General features: G+C 64.6%; 21 protein-coding genes. 6 read left to right on the forward strand and 15 right to left on the reverse strand.

What is annotated here, in order from left to right; genetic code table 11:
* Window positions 1-219: 219 nt before the first annotated feature.
* The 6 genes from CAG34_RS21140 to CAG34_RS21165 form a co-directional block, all read right to left on the reverse strand.
* Window positions 220-1,392 carry an MFS transporter gene (locus tag CAG34_RS21140; protein WP_085592195.1) on the reverse strand — a complete coding sequence of 391 codons (1,173 nt, stop codon included), beginning with the start codon at window positions 1,390-1,392 and terminating at the stop codon, window positions 220-222.
* Complete coding sequence (locus CAG34_RS21145) at window positions 1,389-1,733, reverse strand: adenylate cyclase (RefSeq protein WP_085592197.1); 345 nt, start codon at window positions 1,731-1,733, stop codon at window positions 1,389-1,391. The genes CAG34_RS21140 and CAG34_RS21145 overlap by 4 nt, the downstream gene beginning before the upstream one ends.
* Window positions 1,730-2,683, reverse strand: coding sequence for a TIGR03571 family LLM class oxidoreductase (locus CAG34_RS21150; RefSeq protein ID WP_085592199.1), 954 nt, complete (start codon window positions 2,681-2,683; stop codon window positions 1,730-1,732). Before CAG34_RS21150 ends, CAG34_RS21145 begins: the two co-directional genes overlap by 4 nt.
* Before the next feature lie 4 nt (window positions 2,684-2,687).
* The gene (gene dkgB / locus CAG34_RS21155; protein ID WP_085592201.1) at window positions 2,688-3,491 is read right to left on the reverse strand and encodes a 2,5-didehydrogluconate reductase DkgB; all 804 of its coding nucleotides are present in this window, start codon (window positions 3,489-3,491) and stop codon (window positions 2,688-2,690) included.
* A 354-nt stretch (window positions 3,492-3,845) separates the two neighbouring features.
* Complete coding sequence (locus tag CAG34_RS21160) at window positions 3,846-4,340, reverse strand: DUF934 domain-containing protein (RefSeq protein WP_075044637.1); 495 nt, start codon at window positions 4,338-4,340, stop codon at window positions 3,846-3,848.
* Entirely contained in the window at window positions 4,324-5,976 is a 1,653-nt protein-coding gene (locus CAG34_RS21165) for a nitrite/sulfite reductase (RefSeq protein ID WP_025338481.1), read from the reverse strand. Before CAG34_RS21165 ends, CAG34_RS21160 begins: the two co-directional genes overlap by 17 nt.
* Window positions 5,977-6,189: 213 nt before the next feature.
* On the opposite strand from CAG34_RS21165, the gene CAG34_RS21170 reads away from it, so the two are divergent.
* Entirely contained in the window at window positions 6,190-7,266 is a 1,077-nt protein-coding gene (locus CAG34_RS21170) for an ABC transporter substrate-binding protein (protein WP_085592203.1), read from the forward strand.
* Between the two features lie 263 nt (window positions 7,267-7,529).
* Here CAG34_RS21170 and CAG34_RS21175 read toward each other — a convergent pair whose 3' ends face one another.
* Together CAG34_RS21175 and metH are read right to left on the reverse strand one after the other, a co-directional pair.
* A complete protein-coding gene (locus tag CAG34_RS21175; protein ID WP_003256398.1) occupies window positions 7,530-7,745 on the reverse strand; it encodes a DUF2970 domain-containing protein in 216 nt (71 codons plus the stop codon).
* A gap of 171 nt (window positions 7,746-7,916) precedes the next feature.
* On the reverse strand, window positions 7,917-11,624 hold the full coding sequence (gene metH, locus CAG34_RS21180) for a methionine synthase (RefSeq protein ID WP_085592205.1): 3,708 nt from the start codon (window positions 11,622-11,624) through the stop codon (window positions 7,917-7,919).
* A gap of 183 nt (window positions 11,625-11,807) precedes the next feature.
* Here metH and CAG34_RS21190 point away from each other — a divergent pair, with 183 nt between their 5' ends.
* The 5 genes from CAG34_RS21190 to CAG34_RS21210 all read left to right on the forward strand — a co-directional run bounded on the left by CAG34_RS21190 (window position 11,808) and on the right by CAG34_RS21210 (window position 17,426).
* A complete protein-coding gene (locus tag CAG34_RS21190; RefSeq protein WP_085592207.1) occupies window positions 11,808-14,108 on the forward strand; it encodes a fatty acid cis/trans isomerase in 2,301 nt (766 codons plus the stop codon).
* Window positions 14,109-14,316: 208 nt separating this feature from the next.
* Complete coding sequence (locus tag CAG34_RS21195) at window positions 14,317-15,351, forward strand: acyltransferase (RefSeq protein WP_085592209.1); 1,035 nt, start codon at window positions 14,317-14,319, stop codon at window positions 15,349-15,351.
* Window positions 15,352-15,409: 58 nt separating this feature from the next.
* Window positions 15,410-15,994: a Fe-S biogenesis protein NfuA gene (gene nfuA / locus CAG34_RS21200; protein WP_003250416.1), complete on the forward strand. Its 585-nt coding sequence runs from the start codon at window positions 15,410-15,412 to the stop codon at window positions 15,992-15,994.
* 340 nt (window positions 15,995-16,334) lie between these two features.
* Window positions 16,335-16,943, forward strand: a complete 609-nt coding sequence (locus tag CAG34_RS21205; RefSeq protein ID WP_024086651.1) for an SCO family protein — start codon at window positions 16,335-16,337, stop codon at window positions 16,941-16,943.
* Window positions 16,944-17,426, forward strand: coding sequence for a copper chaperone PCu(A)C (locus CAG34_RS21210; RefSeq protein ID WP_085592211.1), 483 nt, complete (start codon window positions 16,944-16,946; stop codon window positions 17,424-17,426).
* A gap of 127 nt (window positions 17,427-17,553) precedes the next feature.
* Here CAG34_RS21210 and CAG34_RS21215 read toward each other — a convergent pair whose 3' ends face one another.
* From CAG34_RS21215 to CAG34_RS21245, 7 genes are all read right to left on the reverse strand, one after another.
* Complete coding sequence (locus CAG34_RS21215) at window positions 17,554-17,781, reverse strand: hypothetical protein (protein ID WP_003260451.1); 228 nt, start codon at window positions 17,779-17,781, stop codon at window positions 17,554-17,556.
* 72 nt (window positions 17,782-17,853) lie between these two features.
* Entirely contained in the window at window positions 17,854-18,687 is an 834-nt protein-coding gene (locus CAG34_RS21220) for an AraC family transcriptional regulator (protein WP_025338486.1), read from the reverse strand.
* On the reverse strand, window positions 18,684-18,998 hold the full coding sequence (locus tag CAG34_RS21225; protein WP_046615691.1) for an AzlD domain-containing protein: 315 nt from the start codon (window positions 18,996-18,998) through the stop codon (window positions 18,684-18,686). Before CAG34_RS21225 ends, CAG34_RS21220 begins: the two co-directional genes overlap by 4 nt.
* Window positions 18,995-19,687, reverse strand: a complete 693-nt coding sequence (locus CAG34_RS21230; protein WP_025338488.1) for an AzlC family ABC transporter permease — start codon at window positions 19,685-19,687, stop codon at window positions 18,995-18,997. Before CAG34_RS21230 ends, CAG34_RS21225 begins: the two co-directional genes overlap by 4 nt.
* 309 nt (window positions 19,688-19,996) lie before the next feature.
* Window positions 19,997-20,692, reverse strand: a complete 696-nt coding sequence (locus CAG34_RS21235; protein WP_075044645.1) for a sel1 repeat family protein — start codon at window positions 20,690-20,692, stop codon at window positions 19,997-19,999.
* A gap of 138 nt (window positions 20,693-20,830) precedes the next feature.
* Window positions 20,831-21,913 carry a hypothetical protein gene (locus CAG34_RS21240; protein ID WP_085592213.1) on the reverse strand — a complete coding sequence of 361 codons (1,083 nt, stop codon included), beginning with the start codon at window positions 21,911-21,913 and terminating at the stop codon, window positions 20,831-20,833.
* Window positions 21,914-21,952: 39 nt separating this feature from the next.
* Window positions 21,953-22,579, reverse strand: a complete 627-nt coding sequence (locus tag CAG34_RS21245; RefSeq protein ID WP_025338491.1) for a LysE family translocator — start codon at window positions 22,577-22,579, stop codon at window positions 21,953-21,955.
* Window positions 22,580-22,581: the final 2 nt, after the last annotated feature.

The raw sequence follows: 22,581 nt of genomic DNA on the forward strand, positions 1-22,581 counted from the left end.
TTTGTGTTCTTTCGAATAAGATTTTCGCACTGATTTTGCCTCCAATTGGGCGCCATCATAGCGCCCGAAGAAGGTGTCCAAAATCATTAGGCCAGTTCACCTTGTGTCGCGAAAGGGCTGCATCGCAGCCCCGGCAACCTATGCATCACAGCTGAAATCCCGGGGCCGCGTTGCGGCCCTTTCGCGACACAAGGCCGCTCCCCACAGGGGGAGGCTCTATCAGGCTGCGTCGGCTGCGGTTTTCCCGGCAGCCTTGCTACGCCCGCCCAGCCACACCAGCAGCAGCCCGGCAGCCGCCAGCACGCCACCTGCCATCGGCACTGCCGCATAGCCCAGGTCCAGGCTGATCACCGCACCACCCAGCGCCGCGCCCACGGCATTGCCCAGGTTGAACGCGCCGACGTTGATCGACGAGGCCAGCCCCGGTGCTTCGATGGCGGCGATCATCACCCGCATCTGCAGCGGCGGTACCACGGCAAAGGTGAACATGCCCCACACCAGCAAGGCGATGGCGGCGCCGATGTGGCTGCCCAGCACCAGCGGCATCAGCAGCATGATCACCGCCAGTGCCGCGAGGAAGATCCGCGCCGCCCCATCCAGCGACCAGTCGGCCAGGCGGCCACCCAGGCTGTTGCCCAGGGTGAAGCCCACACCGATCAGCACCAGGCCGAGGGTGACGAAGCTGTCCGAGGCGCCGGTCAGTTCGGCCAGTACCGGTGCCACGTAGGTGTACAAGGTGAACATGGCGCCGGCACCGAGCACGGTGGTGGCCATTGCCAGCAGCACGCTGGGGCGGGCGATGACCGCCAGCTCCTTGCGCACGTGCGGCACGCTGCCGCGTTCACCCTTGGGCAGGGCATACCACAGCGCGGCCATGGCCAGCAGGCCCAGCACGGCGGTACCGGCAAAGGCCATGCGCCAGCCGACCTGCTGGCCGATCCAGGTGGCGGCCGGCACGCCGCCGATGTTGGCGATGGTCAGGCCCATGAACATGGTGGCCACGGCACTGGCCTGTTTCTCCTTGGGCACCACGCTGGCGGCCACTACCGCGCCAAGGCCGAAGAACGCGCCGTGGTTGAGGCTGGTGACCAGGCGCGAGGCGAGCAGGGTGTAGTAGTCCGGTGACAGCGACGACAGCAGGTTGCCGAGGGTGAAGATGGCCATCAGCGCCATCAGCGCGGCGCGCTTGCCGAAACGGCTGAAAAGCAAGGTCATGATCGGCGCACCGACCATCACCCCGATGGCATAGGCGGTAATCAGCATGCCAGCGCTGGGGATGCTGACATCGACACCTTGGGCGATCACCGGCAGCAGGCCCATCGGGGTGAACTCGGTGGTGCCGATGCCGAAGGCGCCGATGGCCAGGGCAAACAGGACGTGCCCGGCTTTCATTGCGCAGGCTCCTGCGTGTCCAGTTCGGTCAATGGCCCTTGCATACGGTAGAAGGTCAGGTCGCTGGCGGTGAAGAAGGCCTGCGAATGGCCGTTGGCGAAGTCATCGACATGCACCACGGTGGCGCCGTCGGCTTCCTGCCAGGAGATCACGTAGACCCCTTCGGCAATCTGCCGCCACTGGCATTCGGCTTCGCCGCTGGCGCCAGCGTAAGGGCCGGAAACGATGGCGTAGCTTACGCGGCGGCCATCGGCGGAATAGATGTTGTGCGCGGCCAGGCCGGGGTATTCGACCTGGAAGCTGCGGCCTGCGAAGGCCGGCAGTGGGGTTGGGGTGCTCATGGGGTGGCCTCCGTCAGTTGGGCTTTTGTCTCATGGAATTGTGGCAATACGTATTCGGCGATTTCGCGCAGGGTTTCGTCCAGCGGCCGCACGTTACGCCGCAGGTGCAGGCCGATATGGTCGACGCCCGCCGCACGCAGGGCGCCGAGCTCGGCCGCCAGCGCCTTGCGGCCGCCGCGGAAACCGAAGCGCCAGCGTTGCAGCGGTTCGTCGGGGTTGTCCGCCAGGTCCAGGTGGATGAAGCTGCTGTAGGGCTTGTTACCCGCCACCGCGCGCCAGGCGGCGACCCGCTGCCGGTGGTCGTCCGCTGTGCCGGGGTAGGCCAGGCAGCCGTCCAGGTTGCTGCCGATCCATGCCGGGCTCTGCTGGGCCAGGCCGGCTACCAGCAACGGTAGCGGCGAAGCGGTGCTGGGTAGCACGGCCATCCCTTCGGGCAGGTGGCCGTTGGCACCATCACGCAACAGCGCGACCTGTTCGCGGAAGGTGTTGCCACGCCCCTCGAAATCCCGACCGAACAGTGGGTACTCCACCGGCCGGTCACCACTGGCCACGCCCAGCAGCAGGCGGTTGCCACTGAGGTGCTGCACGCTGTTGGCCGATTTCAGGGTCAGCAGCGGTTCGCGAATCGGCAGTACCACGGCAGCCGTGCCAAGCAGGATGTCGCGGGTTACCCCGGCCAGGTAGCCGAGGTAGGCAAACACCTCGAACACCTGGGCGGCGTCGCCGAACGACGGGTCGTACAGCGGCACATCGCGGACCCACAGGGCGCGGTAGCCCAGGCGGTCGGCCAGTTGTGCCAGTTCTGCGTGGCGGGCCAGGTCCGGCTCGCCGAACTGGCGGCCATCGCGGCGCCGCGCCTGGTCGCCGGCGGGCGTCCAGTCGTGGTCCAGCGGTGCTTCCAGGCCGATGCTGAAGCCGCCAGCGGTCAGGCGTTCGAGGGGCGTGGTCATGGTATCAATCCCAGATTGGCGCCAGGCCGTCAGGGCTGACTTCGCGGCCATTGCGTTCGAGCTTGGCGATGCGTGCCATGTCGTCGGCGTCCAGCTTCAGGTCACGGGCGAGCAGGTTGCTGGCCAGGTTTTCGCGCTTGGTCGACGACGGGATCACCGCGTAGCCCAGCTGCAGGGCCCAGGCCAGGGCAACCTGGGCGACGGTGGCCTTGTGCTTGGCGGCGATGTCGGCCAGAACCGGGTCCTTCAGCACCTTGCCGTAGGCCAGGGTCATGTACGAGGTGACGGTGACGCCTTGTTCCTTGAGGAACGCGGTCAGCTTGCTGTTCTGCAGGTACGGGCTGAGTTCGATCTGGTTGGTGGCGATTTCGCCTTTGCCGACCACTTCGATGGCCTGGCGGGTCAGTTCGATGTTGAAGTTGGACACACCGATCTGGCGGGTCAGGCCCAGCTTCTTGGCTTCGGCCAGGGCGGCCATGTACTCGGGCAGCTCAACGCCGTTGCCTGGGGCAGGCCAGTGGATCAGCAGCAGGTCGACGTAGTCGGTGCGCAGTTTCTGCAGGCTGTCGCGCAGGCTGGGGATCAGCTTGTCGGCGGCGTAGTTTTCGACCCAGATCTTGGTGGTGATGAACAGCTCGTCGCGCTTGACGCCGCTTTCGGCGATGGCCTGGCCGACGTCGGCTTCGTTCTGGTAGATCTGCGCGGTGTCGATGACCCGGTAGCCCAGTTCCAGGGCCGACTTGACCGAATCGATGACGGCTTGGCCGGTGAGGCGGAAGGTGCCGAGGCCGAAGGATGGAATGCTCATGGATCTGCTCCTGGTGAGTGAGGGGTGAGCCGAATCGAGCCTGGTCGCTCGGGTTCGATCGCTCTTCGTGTGGGGAGCAGTGTGCGGCTTTGAGGGGGATTGATTAAGGTGGGGCGGGGCCAAGGTCATTTGATTCACAGTCAAGAATCAGCGGCAAAGTCGTGACTGTGTTGCTGGAATAGCAGATTCTTCCTGTACCGGCCTCTTCGCGGGCTTGCCCGCTCCCACAGGAATGCCACAGTCCTTGAAGCCTGCGGTGTACCTGTGGGAGCGGGCAAGCCCGCGAAGAGGCCGGTACAGGAAAACGAAACGGCCCGCCATATAGGCGGGCCGTCTGGCATTGCAAGGTGACGATCAGCGGCGGCGGAACAGCGGCAGCGGCTCGTCGGTGGCGGCCTGGTAGGTCACCGAGAAGTCCTTCAGGCTTTGCAGCGCGTCTTCCGGGTCCTTGTCGGCACGGATGGCGAACGCGTCAAAACCGCAACGGGCCATGAAGAACAGCTGGTCGCGCAGCACGTCGCCAATGGCGCGCAGCTCGCCCTTGAACTTGTAGCGGTCACGCAGCAGGCGCGCATTGGAGTAGTTGCGCCCGTCGGTGAACGCCGGGAAGTTCAGTGCGATGACCTGGAAGTGCTGCACGTCCTCGCCGATTTCTTCCGCTTGCTCGTCGCTGTCCAGCCACACGCCCAGGCCGCCGTCGCGGGCCTTGAGTACGTGGGCATGGTCGCGCCACATCTGCAGCGGGACGATGTAGTCGTCGCAGTTGGTCAGCTCGTCAAAGGACGTTTCCTTGGGCAGCAGATGCCAGGTTTCGTCGACGATCTGGTTGTTCTTAATGATTCGCTGCATAGACGCGTTCCTTGAAGGGGTCGATGCCGATACGCTGGTAGGTGTCGATGAAACGCTCTTCCTCGGTACGTTGCTCGACGTACACGGCGATCAGCTTCTCGATCACATCGGCCATGTCATCCTGTGCGAAGGACGGGCCGAGGATCTTGCCCAGGCTCGCGCCACGCGCGGCATTGCCGCCCAGCGACACCTGGTAGAACTCCTCGCCCTTCTTGTCCACGCCGAGGATGCCGATGTGGCCCACGTGGTGGTGGCCGCAGGCATTCATGCAGCCGGAGATGTTCAGGTCGATCTCGCCGATGTCGAACAGGTAGTCCAGGTCGTCGAAGCGGCGCTGGATGGATTCGGCGATCGGGATCGACTTGGCGTTGGCCAGCGAGCAGTAGTCACCACCCGGGCAGCAGATGATGTCGGTCAGCAGGCCGATGTTCGGGGTGGCGAAGCCGCTTTCGCGCAGTTCCAGCCACAGGGCGTGCAGCTGGCGCTGCTCGACGTCGGCGAGGATGATGTTCTGCTCGTGCGAGGTGCGCAGGAAGCCGAAGCTGTAGCGCTCGGCCAGGTCGGCCACGGCGTCCAGCTGCTTGTCGGTCAGGTCGCCCGGGGCAACGCCGGTGGGCTTCAGCGACAGGGTCACGGCCACGTAGCCAGGGCGCTTGTGGGCGCGGGTGTTGCGCGAGCGCCAGCGGGCGAAGCCTGGGTACTCGGCGTCCTGGGCGGCGTAGTCGACGTTGTCCAGGGCCAGGTAGGCCGGGTCGACGAAGTGGCGCGATACACGCTGCACTTCGGCTTCGGTCAGCGTGGTGCTGCCGCCACGCAGGTGGACCATTTCGGCCTCGACCTTCTCGGCGAACACTTCCGGGGTAAGGGCCTTGACCAGGATCTTGATCCGCGCCTTGTACTTGTTGTCACGGCGACCGTAACGGTTGTACACGCGCAGGATGGCGTCGAGGTAGCTGATCAGGTCCTGCCACGGCAGGAACTCGTTGATGAACGAGCCCACCACCGGGGTACGGCCCAGGCCGCCACCGACCAGCACACGGAAGCCCAGCTCGCCAGCGGCATTGCGCACCGGCTCCAGGCCGATGTCGTGCACTTCGATGGCGGCGCGGTCTTCCTGCGAGCCGTTGATGGCAATCTTGAACTTGCGCGGCAGGTAGGCGAATTCCGGGTGGAAGGTGGTCCACTGGCGGACGATTTCGCACCACGGGCGCGGGTCGACGATTTCGTCTGCGGCTACACCGGCGAACTGGTCGGTGGTGGTGTTGCGCAGGCAGTTGCCGCTGGTCTGGATCGCGTGCATCTGCACGGTGGCCAGTTCGGCGAGGATGTCCGGGATGTCTTCCAGTGCCGGCCAGTTGTACTGCACGTTCTGGCGGGTGGAGATGTGGGCGTAGCCCTTGTCGTAGTCGCGGGCGATCCTGGCCAGGGTGCGGACCTGGGTGGCGTTCAGCTGGCCGTACGGCACGGCGACGCGCAGCATCGGTGCGAAACGTTGGATGTAAAGGCCGTTCTGCAGGCGCAGAGGGCGGAATTCTTCTTCGCTCAGCTCACCGGCCAGATAGCGGCGGGTCTGATCACGGAACTGCTTGACGCGGTCCTCGATGATCCGCTGATCGTACTCGTCGTATACGTACATAAAAGTCCTGTCTCAGGCATGCAGCTATTCGCGCGCACGGCCGCGCACTCCGCTTCGGAGCCGGGGAACGATAGCAGGTTGCGTTTATGCGCTAAAGTGATGTTTTTGCATATGAAAAGAACCAAATGGACTATGTGAGACTGACTGCCATTTGTGCGTTGGGCGTGGCCTGGCGTTTATAATCCGATGTTTGCTTCGCAGGGATGTCAGCCCATGCTCAAGGCATTGTGCCAAAGCTTGTGTCTTGCCTTGCCGCTGGCGGCGAGCGCGCAGCCGGCTTCGGTGGTTTTCCTCAATCCGGGGCTGTCCACCGAGACGTTCTGGACCAGTTATACGCGCTTCATGCAGGCCGCCGCGGACGAGCTGGGCATGACCCTGCGCGTGGAGTACGGCGAACGCCGCGCCGACCTGGCGCTGACCCAGGCCAGGGCGATCCTGGGCGGGGCGCAGCGCCCGGATTACCTGGTACTGGTCAACGAGCAGTACGTGGCGCCGGAGATCATCCGCCTGTCGCGCGGCAGCGGGGTCAAGCTGTTCCTGGTCAACAACGGCCTGACTGCCAGCCAGGCCCGCAGCATCGAGGCCCAGCCCGACAAGTATGCCGAGCTGCTGGGCACCTTGACGGCCAACGACGAGCAGGCGGGCTTCCAGATGTTGCACCAGATGGTCGCGCAATTGCCCCGTGACAGCGGGCCGGTGGACCTGCTGGCGTTTGCCGGGGTCAAGACCACCCCGGCCTCGCAACTGCGCGAGGAAGGCATGCGCCGGGCCCTGGCCGACTTCCCCCAGGTGCGCCTGCGCCAGGTGGTATATGGCGGCTGGAGCCGCCAGCGCGCCTACGAGCAGGCGCAGCAACTGCTGGAGCGCTACCCGGCCACCCGCCTGGTGTGGTCGGCCAACGACGAAATGGCCTTTGGTGCCATGCAGGCGTTCGAGGAGGCGGGGCGCAAGCCGGGGCGCGATGTGCTGTTCAGCGCCATCAACAGCTCGCCAGAGGCCCTGCACGCACGTATCGACGGGCGCCTGAGCGTGCTGATGGGCGGGCATTTCACCCTCGGCGGCTGGGCCATGGTGATGCTGCACGATGATGCCCAGGGGCTGGCGGTGAACCGTGACGGCCTGCGCGAGCATCGCGTGCCGGTGTTGCAGCCGATCGACCAGGCCAAGGCAACCCGTTGGCTGAAACTGCTGGAACGGCCGGACTACGGCATCGATTTCCAGCATTACAGTGCCGAAGGGCGGCCGCCCGACTACCAGTACCCGTTTCTGACATCACCGATCAATTATTGAAAGACCCTGCTTGAGGGAAGGGCATTGCTCGTCTTAACTGCTGGTGGTGAAGTGCATTCCCATAACCACTACAAGAGGCAATGCAATGGGAAACTCAACCAAGGTCCGCAAAGCTGACAGCAGCGTCGATGCCTGGGCGATCCTCTGCCTGATCGTTCTGGTGGTGGTCACTGCCGTGTATTGGGTCAGCCACCAGTAGACTTGTATTCAAGACCGTGATGCAGCCAGAGCGCCTGCGGGAGGGAGTCCCGCAGGCGTTTTTGCTAGCGCGCAAGGTGCAGGGCCAACTGCACCAGGCCGATCAGCACGGCAATGAAAACCAGGGTGAACAGCGTCCCCAGCGCAATGAAATGGCTGGCCTTGCCGTGTGTGAAGTCGCGGGCGCGGTTCTTGCCGCTTTGCACGCCGAAGGCGGCAGCGAGGATGCTGTGCAACATCTGCCAGAAGGTAGGGGGCTTGCCCTGGCTGGAATCGTCCATGGTGGCTCCTGAGGAAATCAGAGGCAATCAGGGACAGTGTAGGCAATGAGGCTGAGGTTGGCCTTGCCGGCCTCTTCGCGGGCTTGCCCGCTCCCACAGATACTGCGCAACCCGGAAGAGCAGTGCGGTCCCTGTGGGAGCGGGCGAGCCCGCGAAGACGCCAACGCCGATTTAGCTGTCGTAACCCAGGTTAGGCGCCAACCAGCGCTCGCTGACACTCACATCCTGGCCCTTGCGCGCGCTGTAGCGCTCGATCTGGTCCTTGTCGACCTTGCCCACGGCAAAGTACTGCGCCTGTGGGTGGGCAAAGTACCAGCCGCTGACCGCCGCCGCCGGGAACATCGCGAAGTGATCGGTGAGGAACACGCCGCTCGGCCCGGTCTCGCCGATGGCAGTGCCGTCAAGCAGGCGGAACAGGGTTTCCTTCTCGGTGTGGTCCGGGCAGGCCGGGTAGCCGGGGGCCGGGCGAATGCCGCGGTACTGCTCCTTGATCAGCGCCTCGTTGTCCAGGTGTTCGTCGCGGGCATAACCCCAGTGTTCTTTACGCACCTGCTCGTGCAACCATTCGGCACAGGCCTCGGCCAGGCGGTCGGCCAGGGCCTTGACCATGATCGAGCTGTAGTCGTCGCCCTTGTCCTGGTAGGCCTTGGCCACTTCCTCGGCACCGATGCCGGCGGTGGTGATGAAACCGCCCACGTAGTCGGTAACGCCACTGGCCTTCGGCGCGACGAAGTCGGCCAGCGACCAGTTGGGCTTGCCGTCCGGCTTGATGGTCTGCTGGCGCAGGTGGTGCAGGGTAGCCAGGGCCTGGCCGTCCTCGCCGTACACCTCGATATCGTCATCGGCCACCTGGTTGGCCGGCCAGAAGCCGAACACCGCGCGGGCGCTGATGAGCTTTTCGTCGATCAGCTTGTCGAGCATCTCGCGGGCATCCTTGTACAGCGCCGTGGCCGCCTCGCCGACCACTTCGTCGGTGAGGATGCGCGGGAACTTGCCGGCCAGGTCCCAGGAAATGAAGAACGGGGTCCAGTCGATGTACTCGGCCAAGGTGCGCAGGTCGATGTCTTCCAGCACCTTGACGCCGGTGAAGGAGGGCACCGCTGGCTGGTAGCCAGCCCAGTCGTACTGCGGCTTGGCGGCGATAGCCTGGGCATAGCTCAGGCGCTCGGTGCGGGCACTGCGGTTGGCGGTGCGCTCGCGTACTTCTTCGTATTCCTGGCGGGTCTTCTCGACGAAGCCGGCTTTCAGCTCCTTGGACAGCAACTGGGTGGCAACGCCCACCGCGCGCGAGGCGTCGGTGACGTAGACCACGGCGTCGTTGCTGTACTTGGGCTCGATCTTGACCGCGGTATGCGCCTTGGAGGTGGTGGCGCCGCCGATCATCAGCGGCAACTGGAAGCCCTGGCGCTGCATTTCGCGGGCAACGTGGACCATCTCGTCCAGCGACGGCGTGATCAGGCCGGACAGGCCAATGATGTCGCACTTCTCGTCGCGGGCGGTTTGCAGGATCTTCTCGGCCGGCACCATCACGCCGAGGTCGACGATGTCGTAGCCGTTGCAGCCCAGCACCACGCCGACGATGTTCTTGCCGATGTCGTGCACGTCGCCTTTTACCGTGGCCATCAGGATCTTGCCCTTGGCTTCCGGCTTGTCGCCTTTCTCGGCTTCGATGAACGGGATCAGGTGTGCTACCGCCTGTTTCATCACGCGGGCCGACTTGACTACTTGGGGCAGGAACATCTTGCCCGCGCCGAACAGGTCGCCGACCACGTTCATGCCATTCATCAGCGGGCCTTCGATCACTTCGATCGGGCGTGCGCACTGCTGGCGGCATTCTTCGGTGTCTTCGACGATGAACGCGGTGATGCCCTTGACCAGCGCGTGCTCCAGGCGTTTTTCCACCGGCAGCGAGCGCCACTCTTCGTTTTCCACTTCCTTGGTTGCGCCGCCGCCCTTGTAGTCGTCGGCGATGGCCAGCAGGGCGTCGGTGCCATGCGGGGTACGGTTGAGCACCACGTCCTCGACCTTTTCACGCAGGGCAGCCGGGATCTCGTCATAGATCTCCAGCTGGCCGGCGTTGACGATACCCATGGTCAGGCCGTTCTGGATCGCGTGGTACAGGAACACCGAGTGGATGGCTTCACGCACCGGGTTGTTGCCACGGAACGAGAACGACACGTTGGACACACCGCCCGAACTCAGGGCGTGCGGCAGGTGGTCGCGGATGTAGGCACAGGCCTCGATGAAATCGACGGCGTAGTTGTTGTGCTCTTCGATGCCGGTGGCGACGGCGAAGATGTTCGGGTCGAAGATGATGTCTTCCGGCGGGAAGCCCACTTCATTGACCAGGATGTCGTAGCTGCGCTGGCAGATTTCCTTCTTGCGCGCGGCAGTGTCGGCCTGGCCGACTTCGTCGAAGGCCATCACCACCACGGCAGCGCCATAGCGCTTGCACAGGCGGGCGTGGTGCTTGAACTGCTCGACGCCTTCCTTCATGGAAATGGAGTTGACGATGCCCTTGCCCTGGATGCACTTGAGGCCCGCTTCGATCACTTCCCACTTGGACGAGTCGATCATGATCGGCACGCGCGAGATGTCCGGCTCGCCGGCGATCAGGTTGAGGAAGCGGACCATGGCGGCCTGGGAGTCGAGCATCCCTTCGTCCATGTTGATGTCGATCACCTGGGCGCCGGCCTCGACCTGCTGCAGGGCGACTTCCAGGGCTTCGGTGTAGTTCTCTTCACGGATCAGCCGGGCGAACTTGGCGGAGCCGGTGATGTTGGTGCGCTCGCCGACGTTGACGAACAGCGACTGGCGGTCGATGGTGAACGGCTCCAGGCCCGAAAGGCGGCAGGCCTTGGCGATTTCCGGAATCTCGCGCGGCTTGTACTTGGCCACGGCCTCGGCGATGGCCTGGATGTGGCCCGGGGTGGTGCCGCAGCAGCCGCCGATGATGTTGAGGAAGCCGCTGGCGGCGAATTCCTCGACCACCACGGCCATTTCCGCCGGGGTTTCGTCGTATTCACCAAAGGCGTTCGGCAGGCCGGCGTTGGGGTGGGCCGAGACATGGGTGTCGGCCTTGGTCGCCAGCTCTTCCAGGTAGGGGCGCAGGTCCTTGGCGCCGAGGGCGCAGTTCAGGCCCACGGAAATCGGCTTGGCGTGGCGTACCGAGTTCCAGAACGCTTCGGTGGTCTGGCCCGACAGGGTACGGCCCGAGGCGTCGGTGATGGTGCCGGAGATCATGATCGGCAGTTCGATGCCGTCTTCCTCGAACACCTGCTGCACGGCGAAGATCGCCGCCTTGGCGTTGAGGGTGTCGAAGATGGTCTCGATCAGCAGCAGGTCGGCGCCGCCCTCGATCAGGCCGCGGGTGGCCTCGATGTAGTTCGTTACCAGCTCATCGAAAGTGACGTTGCGGTAGCCGGGGTCGTTGACGTCCGGGGAAATCGAGCAGGTGCGGCTGGTAGGGCCGAGCACGCCGGCGACGAAGCGCGGCTTGTGCGGGGTTTCCAGGGTCTTGGCATCGGCCACCTGGCGGGCGATGCGCGCGCCCTCGACGTTCAGCTCGTAGACCAGCGACTCCATGCCGTAGTCGGCCTGGGAAATCTGCGTGGCGTTGAAGGTGTTGGTTTCGAGGATATCGGCGCCGGCATCCAGGTAGGCCTTTTCGATGGCGGCGATCACATCCGGGCGGCTGAGCAGCAACAGGTCGTTGTTACCCTTGACATCGCTTGGCCAATCGGCGAAACGCGTGCCACGATAGTCGTGTTCCTCGAGCCGGTAGCTTTGGATCATAGTACCCATGCCGCCGTCGAGGATCAGGATGCGCTCTTTGAGTGCGTTCTGGAGTGCTTGGAGACGAGCGCTGCGGTCGGACATAGGAACTACCTGGTCGGGCAAATTTCAGAAGGTGCAGAATCATAACAAAGCTGCGCGGTTTTTAGGCGCATCGCCCATTTGCATGAAAATGGCTCATGTTGGGCGGGCGTCGGCGAAGCAGGGCACCCAAGGACGACCAGGCAACAAATCGTGATGGCTTTCAATACCCAGGACTTTCCGCACATGGTGCATCGTATTCTTGCCGGCGTTTTCGCCCTGCTCATCAGCAGTGTGGCGTTCGGGCAAGCCCCCCAGTCGAGCCCGGCTATTTCCTACACCCGGGACATTCAACCGATCTTCACCGAGAAATGCGTGGCCTGCCACGCCTGCAACGACGCCGCCTGCCAGCTGAAGCTGGAAAGCCCCGAAGGTGCGGTGCGCGGCGCCACCAAGGTTCCGGTGTACCAGGGCGAGCGCAGCAAGGCAGTGCCCACCACGCGGCTGTTCTACGACGCCCACAGCGAGGGCGAGTGGCGCAAGAAGGGCTTCTACTCCGTGCTCGACAACCAGGGCAGCCAGGCTGCGTTGATGGCGCGCATGCTCGAGCTGGGGCACAAGACCCCGCTCACGCCCAACGCCAAGCTGCCCGAGGAAATCGTCCTGGGCCTGAACCGCAACAACATGTGCCCGTTGCCGCATGAGTTCGATGCCTATGCCGGCGCCCACCCCAAGGAAGGCATGCCACTGGCGGTGACCGGCCTGACCGACAAGGAATACGACACCATGCGCCGCTGGCTGGCCGCCGGTGCGCCAGTCGAGTACCAGCCGATCAAGCCAAGCGCGGCCGAAGCCAAGCAGATTGCCGACTGGGAAGAGCTGCTCAACCGCCCGGGTTCCACCGAGGCGCTGGTCGGCCGCTGGCTGTACGAGCACCTGTTCCTGGCGCACATCTACTTCGTCGGTGGCGAGCAGGGCCACTTCTTCCAGTGGGTACGTTCGCGTACACCGAGCGGCCAGCCGGTCGACCTGATCGCCACGCGCCGCCCCAACGACCCGCCGGGCACCGACTTCTACTACCGGTTGATCCCGGTGCAGGGCGTGATCGTGCACAAGACGCACATCACCTACCCGATGGGGCCGCAGAAGCTCAAGCGGGTCAAGCAACTGTTCTACGCCGGCGACTGGCATGCCACTGCGCTGCCAGGCTACGGCCCGCGCCACCGGGCGAACCCGTTCGAAACCTTCGAAGCGATCCCGGCAGTGGCGCGCTACCAGTTCATGCTGGATAACGCCGAGTACTTCGTGCGCACCTTCATCCGTGGCCCGGTATGCCGTGGGCAGATTGCCACCGACGTGATCCGCGACAACTTCTGGGCGTTGTTCCAGGAGCCGGCCCACGACCGCTACGTCACCGATGCCAAGTACCGTGGCGAGGCCACGCCGCTGCTGGCCATGCCTGGGCAGATCGATGACGTGGGCAGCGTGCTGAGCCTGTGGCACGCCTACCGTGACAAGCGCAACGAGTACGAAAAACTGCGCCGCGAAGCCTATGCCGAAATGCCGGCCCCGGGCTGGGCGACGCTGTGGGCCGGTAACGACAACGCGTTGCTGAGCATTTTCCGCCACTTCGACAGCGCCTCGGTGACCAAGGGCCTGATCGGTGATGTGCCGCTGACGGTGTGGCTGTTCGACTACCCGTTGTTCGAGCGCACCTATTACCAGCTGGCGGTCAACTTCGATGTGTTCGGCAACGTCTCGCACCAGTTGCAGACGCGCCTGTACTTCGACCTGATCCGCAACGGCGCCGAGGTCAACTTCCTGCGCCTGATGCCGGCCGACCAGCGCAAGGCGATCCTCGGCGACTGGTACCAGAACAGCGGCAAGGTGAAGATGTGGATGGATTATGAAGACATCGACACCGACACCCCGAGCGGCATCCAGCTCGACCCGCGCAACCCCAAGCGCGACTTCGGCCTGAAGCTGTTGCAGCGTACCGGCAGCCTGAATGCCGCGCCTGACCCGATCAACCGCTGCCAGGGCGCATTCTGCTCGCGACCGCAGGTGAGCGAAGAGTTCCGCAATGCCGAGCAGTCGCTCAGCCGCCTGGTGTCGCGCCCGGCTGCCGGGTTGAGGGTGATCAACCAGCTGCCCGAAGCGACCATGCTGCGCATCGAAGGGCAGGGCGGCCAGCGCCAGGTGTACAGCCTGCTGCGCAACCGCGCGCACAGCAACGTGGCGTTCCTGCTGGGCGAGGCGTACCGCTACCAGCCGGGGCTGGATACCCTGACGCTGTACCCGGGCGTGCTCAGCAGCTACCCCAACTTCATCTTCAACATCCCGACCAAGGATGTGCCGGAGTTCGTCGAGGACATGGAGTATGCGAAAGATGACCCGGCCAGGTTCGAGCGCATCGTCATGCGTTGGGGTGTGCGTCGCAGTCACCCAGAGTTCTGGCGCTATTTCCATGACCTGAACAGCTTCATCAAGGAGACCGAACCGGTCGAGGCGGGCGTGCTGGACATGAACCGCTACGAGAACCTCTGATCGGTTGGGCTGACCTTTCCGATTACCCTGTGGTCGGACTTGCTGGGTGGTCCGGGGGCTGCTTTGCAGCCCAATCGCCGGCAAGCCAGCTCCCACAGGGGCCGCACATGCCTGAAGGCTGCGCAGTACTTGTGGGAGCTGGCTTGCCGGCGATGGAGCGCAACGCGCTCCCAAAGGCCTCAATGCACCGGCAATTGCAGGGTTCTCCATGCTGTATTCGCTTCAGGCACTGCGGGCGTTCGCCGCCTGGGTGGTGGTCTGCCACCATTTCATGCAGATCTTCTTCGACTTCCAAGCCTCCGGCCCCATCGGCCAACTGCTCACCGACCGCGGCGCCGCAGGCGTCGACATCTTCTTCGTCATCAGCGGGCTGGTCATCTACCTGTCGACTTGCGACAAGGCCATCGAGCCTCGCCAGTTCCTGCTCAACCGGGCGCTGCGTATCGTCCCGGCCTATTGGTTCTACACGGCGCTGATGGCAACCCTGCTGCTGGCCTTCAGCCAATGGATGCCGCACCAGGCATTCACCTGGCACCACCTGCTGCTGTCGATGCTGTTCATTCCGGCGGAAAACCCCGGTGGCTACGGCCTGTACCCGACCCTGAACGTGGGCTGGACGCTGAACTTCGAGATGTTCTTCTACCTGCTGTTCGGCCTGGCCTTCCTGGTGCGCCAGCGTCATCACCAGTTGCTGGTCACCGCCGCGCTGCTGCTGGCCAGCGAGATACTGGGCCGGCTGGGTGTGCTCAGCCGCTTCTACAGCAACGACATCATCTACGAATTCCTGCTCGGCATCGGCCTGGGCGTGCTGCACCGTCGCGGGCTGATCCACCAGGGCCGCTGGCTGCCGTTGGCGTTGCTGGCGGTGGCAGGCCTTGCCATCTACCACCTGGACGCTTCCCGGCGCTTGCTGCACTGGGGCGTGCCGAGCGCAATGATCGTGCTGGCCTTCGTCGCCCTGGAGCCGGTGTTCCGCGGCAACCGGCTGCTCAAGGCGCTGGGCGACTGTTCGTATTCGGTGTACCTGGTCCATGTGCTGGTGCTGTACGCAGGCTGGTTCGCCAGCCAGCGCCTGCAGTTGAACCCGTACCTGGTGTTCGCCCTGTGCGTGCCGTCCATTGGACTAATGTCGTGGTTCAGCTACCAGTGGCTGGAGCGCGGCCTGTACCGGCGCATGCAGGCCTGGCTGGCGGCGCCACGGGGGCAGGCCCCTGAATATGCGCTTTCCCGAGTCAAATACTAGGACTTTGTTCGAAGGCCGGGTTGGCGTACACTTGGCCGCAAGTCTGTGAGGAACCTACATGAGCGCTATAACCATTACCGACGCCGCCCATGACTACCTGGCCGATCTGCTCTCCAAGCAGAACACGCCTGGCATCGGCATTCGCATTTTCATCACCCAGCCGGGCACCCAGTACGCCGAAACCTGCATCGCCTACTGCAAGCCGGGCGAAGAAAAGCCTGACGACACCGCCGTGGGTCTGAAGAGCTTCACCGCTTACCTGGACGCGGTCAGCGTGCCGTTCCTGGAAGACGCACTGGTCGACTATGCCACCGACCGCATGGGTGGCCAGCTGACCATCAAGGCGCCGAATGCCAAGGTGCCGATGGTCAACGAAGACAGCCCGATCAACGAGCGCATCAACTATTACCTGCAGACCGAGATCAACCCCGGCCTGGCCAGCCACGGCGGCCAGGTGAGCCTGGTGGATGTGGTCGACGACGGTATTGCCGTGCTGCAGTTCGGTGGTGGTTGCCAAGGCTGTGGCCAGGCCGACGTGACCCTGAAGGAAGGCATCGAGCGTACCCTGCTCGAGCGTATTCCCGAGCTGAAGGGCGTGCGTGACGTGACTGACCACAGCCAGAAAGAGAACGCCTACTACTGAGGCTGACGCGCTCTGTCGAGTGTAGGAGCGGCCTTGCGTCGCGAAAGGGCTGCGGAGCGGCCCCGGGATATTGGCGGCGAAGCTGATATTGCCGGGGCCGCCTCGCGGCCCTTTCGCGACACAAGGCCGCTCCTACAGGGATCGCGTTGAACCCGCTTCCTTAGCAACAAAGTGTTACTGTTTCAACCCCTGCGACAACAGGCCGCAGCCCGTATTCAAAGGGCTGCAGCCGATCCTTGCCTTCGTCGGGTAGAACCCCTCGGGGTGTCGTGCCAGAATGCCCCGGTTTTTCGACCGGCCCGTCCCGAGGGCCGGCACCTTCCCTGTAAAGGATGGTTTCATGAATGATCTATATACCCGGCGCGCAGTTGTCGCCGGGATGGGCGTTCTCGGGCTTGGCCTGCTCGCAGGCTGCAGCCCGGCCCGGGGGCTCGAGTTCAAGTACGGCAAGAACATGAGCAACGAAATCCTTGGGCGCAAGTTCAGCCTCAAGGACACCCAAGGCAATGTGCGCACCCTGTCGAGCTTCTACGGCAGCATGCCGATGATCTTCTTCGGCTTCACCCAGTGCCCGGCCGTGTGCCCGACCACCCTGGCGCGCGCCGCGCAAATCCGCAAGCTGCTGCGCGGCCGCGATCGCGACCTGTTCCAGGTGGTGTTGATTACCCTGGACCCGGAGCGCGACACCCCCGAAGTGCTCGATGCCTACGTGAAGGCGTTCGACCCGTCGTTCACCGCGCTGACCGGCACCCCTGAGGAAATCGCCGCGGTGGCCAAGGAATTCAAGGTGTTCTACGAGAAAGTCCCGGCCGGTGATACCTATACCGTCTCTCACTCGTCCACCAGCTACGTCTACGATACGCGTGGCACCCTGCGCCTGAGCCTGGGCCATTCCCTGACCGCCCAGGAATGCGCCGAAGACCTGGTCACCCTGATGGAGATCTGCTGAATGTCGATGCAACCGATCAAGCAGGGCCTGGCTGCCCTGGTCCTGATGGGCCTGGCGCTGCCGGCCCTGGCCCAGACCACCGTGAGCGACGCCTGGGTGCGGGCGACCGTGCCGCACCAGCAGTCCACCGGTGCCTTCATGACCCTGACCGCCAGCAGCGACAGCAAGCTGGTGGGCGTGGCTTCGCCTGTGGCCAAGACCGTGCAGGTGCACGAGATGACCATGAACGGTGATGTGATGGGCATGCGTGAAGTCAAGGCGGTCGAGTTGCCGGCCGGCAAGGCCGTGACTCTCGACCCGAACAGCCTGCATGTGATGCTGATGGGCCTGAACAATCAGGTGAAGGAAGGCGAGAAAGTGCCGCTGACCCTGACCATCGAAGATGCCAAGGGGGCCAAGGAAACCCTGGACGTACAGGCCGAAGTGCGTGCGCTCAACGCGGAGGCGGGCGGTGGGCATGATCACATGCACATGAAGCACTGATCAGGCTGAACCCTTTGGGGGCGCTTTGCGCCCCATCGCGACACAAGGCCGCTCCCACAGGAGAACGCGTATCCCCTGTGGGAACGGCCTTGTGTCGCGATGGGCTGCCAGGCAGCCCCCGGTTCAATCAGCTGCGAAACTTGGGCAGCGGCCTGTCGAGGGTCAGCGAGGTCAAGGTCTTGCGGACCTGGGCCTCATCGGCCTCCAGGGCCTTGAGACTTGCGCGGATCTTGCCGGCGGCGGGCACGTCGCCCTGCCGGTCGATCCAGTCGGCTATCTCCTTGCAGGCACTGCTCAGGCAGGCCTGGCGCTGGTTCATCAGCGACAGGAGGGTGGTGAGCTCTCTTTCGGACATGGCAGGATCCTCCATTCAGCCTTGTCAGTGTAGCAGTGGCTGGCCGGCCTGCCTGAGGCCGGCTGTCGCAGCTCAGCCTTGCAGGCAGGCGCTGCGATAAGCCCCTGGCGTTACCCCATAGGCCTGCTTGAACTGCCGGCTCAAATGGCTCTGGTCGGCAAAGCCCAGGTCGAACGCCACCTCCGAGGCAGCCCAGCCACGCTTGAGCATTTCCCGCGCACGGGCCAGGCGCCGCTGCTTCAACCAGGCATGTGGCGGCAGGCCGGTGGCCTGGCGGAACACCCGGGCGAAATGGAATGGTGACAAGTTGACCGCCGCCGCCAGGGCCTCGAGCGAGGGCGGGTCGGCCAGTTGGCTTTCCAGCAGCTCACGGGCGCGGGCCACTGCCAGCGGTTCGTGGCCAGGCGCGGCTGGTTCGGCGCATTGCCCGTGCCGTTGCACCAGGGCCAGCACCGCCTGGCGCCAGGCGGTCTGCTGCTGCAGGGCGCTGGCGCCGGCTTCGGACAGCTGGTGCAACTGGCTGAAGGCAAGCGCCAGGGCCGGGTCGTGGATCACGCTGTCCTTGAAGCTGGGCATGCCGTGGCGGCCCAGTTCCAGTTCGTCGAGCACCCCGGTTACCCGTTCATGTTCCGGGTAGAACCCTCGGTAGCGCCAGCCCGCTTCGTGGGCGGTGGCCCCGGTGTGCAGTTCGTCGGGGTTGATCAACACCATGCTGCCGACCGGCGCCAGGTGCTCGCTGCCGCGATGCCAGAAGCGCTGGGCGCCCGACTCGATCACGGTGAACACATAGCCTTCATGCACATGCGGGGCGAAACGCTGCTGGAAATAGCGCGCGTGCAGCATCTCGACGTCGCCCAGTGCCGGCGCCTGCCAAAGGTGTGTCTGCTCGCGCAGAGGCGTGCTCATGCCAGCCAGCTGCGCAGGAGGAAGAAGATCAACATGCTCACCAGCATGCTCAGCAACACGCTGCGGGTCAACAGCACCAGGGCGATGGCCACCAGCGAACCCAGCAGGTAGGGGTTGAGCAGGCTCAGGTTCAACTGGTGCTCGGGCATGAAGATGATCGGGCCGCAGATTGCGGTGAGCATGCCCGGCACGGCAAAGCCGAGGAACTGCCGGGCGTTGGAGCTCAGGCGCAAGGGCAGGCGCGGCTCCAGGAACGCATAGCGGTTGAGGAACACGATGGCGCCCATGGCAAGAATCAGGACCCAGGTCATGCGCGGGCTCCGGTGAATTTCTGGCAGACGAAACCGGCGCTCATGCCCAGCAGGCCTGCGGCCACCAGGGCGGTTTCCCAGTGCCAGTAGCTGAACAGCACCGAACAGAACAGCGACACCGCCACGCACACCAGCGTGGCCAGGTTGCGCACCAGCGGCGCGATCAGGGCGACGAAGGTGGCGACAATGGAAAAGTCCAGGCCGAGCTGGTCCAGGTGCGGAATGTTCTGCCCCAGCAGGATGCCGGCCAGGGTGAACAGGTTCCAGGCGACGTAGAAGGTCAGGCCCACGCCCAGGGCGTACCAGCGGTTGAACTGCTGCTGGTCGTACTGGCTGGTCAGGGCGAAGAACTCGTCAGTGAGCAGGAAGCCCAGGCCCAGGCGCCAGCGCAGCGGCTGGCTGGACAGCACCGGGCGCATCGTCAGGCCATACAGCAGGTGCTGCGAGGTCAGCAGCAGGGTGGTCAGCAGGATCGACGCCAGGTTGGCGCCGCCCTTGAGCATGCCGATCGCCACCAGTTGCGCGGCACCGGCGAAGACGATGGCCGACAGCCCTTGTCCCTCCCAGGCGCTGAGGTTGGCCTCGATGGCCATGGAACCGGCCAGCAGGCCCCAGGGGGCGACGGCCAGGGACAACGGGAGAATGGCGATGGCGCCGTGGAGAAAGGCTTGGCGGGCGATGTGGGGCATGGTGGCTGCAGTGCGTGTACGTTGGCAGGCCAGCATGCCAGACAGGGCGGGGGATGGCTTGAACGATCTTGCTGGTCTCCACCTTGTGGGGGCAACTGTCTTGCTCAAAATTTCAAGGCACACGCGGTCACTGTGGGAGCGGGCATGCCCGCGAACACCGGCGCAGCCGGTGCCATGCACCGCGTTGGATGCTTCGCGGGCACGCCCGCTCCCACACAGGCCGCGTCGCGCTTGCGAATTGAGTTCTCTACGCGCCAGCGCAGCCCAAAGGCTGGGCCATCTCCCACAAAGGATCGCGACTGCTGATGGTCAGGGACGGCTGGTCAGGTGCTGCTGCGCTGTCACGCAGCCGTTGGTATCCACGGCCTTCTGCAGCAGGCTCTGGCGGTGCTGCGGGTCGAGGTCGCCGAGCAGGCGGTATACCTCGGCCTGGTAGTCACGCTGGCGCCCCCACTGCATTTCCAGGCCTTGTGGCCGGTTGCGGTTGCAGGCCAGGCGCGTGGCCGGTTGCGGGTAGTAGGGCGCATACACGGTGGCCATGTTGGGGATGGCCTCCAGCGCAGTACGGTACTCGCTGCTGACGTTATAGGGCGGGCACCAGGTGGCGATGGCCGGCGCCGGTGCGGCAAAGCCCTGTCTGAGGCTGGCTTCGAGCAGCGGGCAGGCGGCATCCGGGATTTGCGCGGCGGGCAGGTAGGTCATGTAGTACAGCGCCAGGCGGTACTGTGCGACCGGGTGGCCCAGCTCCACGGACTTTTTCAGCAAGGCGACGGCTGTCGGCAGGGTGTGGGCCATGGCCTGGCCCTGGCGGCTGAGCTCCGGGTCGCCGCCGATGGCCGTGCGCAGCGTGCTGGCGCCGTCATCCTGGCTGTCGGCCTGCTCCAGCAGGGGCAAGGCCTGGCGGTAGAGCAGGTCGGCATGAGGGTCGATGCGCACTTCCAGCGCGTGCGCGGCCAGCGGCATCAGGGCGATCAGCAGTGGGGGCAAGCGAAGCATGCGGCTCACAGGCAAGCCCCATGGGGTGCCAGGTACTGATGGATGGCTTCGATGTTCATGGCGGTCAAGCGTGCGCCTCGGGCAGATCGGAACGACGGCCTATTCTAGCCACCCAAGGGGCCTGGCCGGAAGACCACCTGGCAACTGTCAGACGAGCTTGATCGGCGTGACCTTGCGCTGGGCATGTTTTTCCTGGGCCAGGCCAAGCTTGGCGGTAATGACCTTGGCCAGGGCATTGTTGCCCAGGTCGTTCAGGTGCAGGCGATCGATGAACAGGTCGGCGCCGAACACCGGCGAGCTGCTGAGCATGCAGTTCATGTCATAGCAGGGCACCGGGTCGGCCTGGCTCTTGATGCGACGGAAGAAGGCCGAGTGCAACTGGCTGTCGAACGCGCCGTCCAGCAGCCGGTCGAAATTCGCCGGTCGTCGCTGCAGCGCCTCCAGCATGGCCTGCTCGCCAGCGGGCAGGCTATCCCGGCACCAGGGCAGCAATGGCTGCAGGATGAAGGTGAGGGTGGAATGGCTGTCTGCCAGCAGCCGGTCCCATTGGCGCAAGGTCCGGCCAATGCTATCGGCGGCACGGGCCAGGCGCTTTTCCGGGGGTGACAGCGGCCAGGTGGCAGGTGTTGCGACCGAGGGCGTGGCCAACGCCTGGCCGATGCGCCGCCACAGCGATTGCCGGCGGGGAGCCGCCGTGGGCTGCATGCCTTCGCTGAAACTGTTGAGAAAATCCTGGTAGGCCTTGGCGTGCCGCGGGTCGCTCAGGCTGGCGAGGACTTCGCAGAGGGCTTCGTGGGCCAGGGTGTTGAGGCCGCTGAGCACCACCACATGGCCGAGCTGGCCAAGGCGGTGCTGGTGGGTCAGGAACATCAGCAGCTCCTGGCTGGCATTGAGCCCGCAGCCAGCCAGGCTCAGCCAGACTTCGCCAGTCAGCATCGACAGGTGCGAGGCCACCGTGTGTTCGTCGGAGCTGGCACCGATGCCCAAGGCGGTGGAGCCGCCGACCAGCAAGTTGATGCGTGACGCACCACCGCGCTCGGCTGCCGAAAAGCGCTTGCCGGCAAAATGGCTGTAGCGCAGGCCCAGGGCATCGGTGTTGATGGTGCCGGAGCGGTAGCCGGTTTCGTGCACATGCACGGTGTGCGGGGCACGCCGGCTGCCCAGCAGCAGAAAGCGCTGGTAGTCCTGTTGCAACGGCGAAGGCGACGGGGTCGTGTCAGTCGCAGTCATGGGTTCTCCTTCTGTTGCAGCGGGCACCTTGCGTCACGTTCAGGCCGCCAGCTCCTTGACGTTGTACAGCAGGCCGCCGGCGGCGATCAGCAGCAGGGCGACCCCCGAGGCCAGGCTGATCATGCGGTTGCTGCGCTGCGAGGCGATCTTGCCGATGGCGAAGATGTACAGGCTGAGCACGGCAAAATCGATGGCCACCCACAGCATCGACAGCACCACCATGCTCTTGCCGAACGACTCGGTGATCTGGATGAACTGCGGGAAGAAGGCGATGAAGAAGATGATGTCCTTCGGGTTGGAAATGCCCACCATGAAACCTTGCAGCAGCCCGCCGCGGCCAGGCTTGGCGAGCTCGCCCGGTGCCTCGGCTGCTGGCGCCTGCAGGGCGTCCCGCAGCGTGCCGACGGCAATGTAGCCGATGAACAGGCAACCCAGCAGGCTCATGGCGCTGAGCCAGGCCTTGTCGATGGCGGCGCTGGTGAGGATGATCCAGGCCGCCGCGCCGATCAGCACCAGTGATGCCCAGTTGGTGCCCACAGCCGTGAACATGGCCTTGCGTGAGCCGGAGGCGGCCGCGGTGTTGACGATCAGTGCCACCACCGGGCCGGGGGTGGCGATCAGTAGCAGGACAGTAAGGGCGTAGGTAGCGGTGAGTGCGGTATTCACGG

Origin of the sequence: Pseudomonas sp. B14(2017), assembly GCF_002113255.1 — a bacterium.
Classification (GTDB): Bacteria; Pseudomonadota; Gammaproteobacteria; order Pseudomonadales; family Pseudomonadaceae; genus Aquipseudomonas; species Aquipseudomonas putida_Z.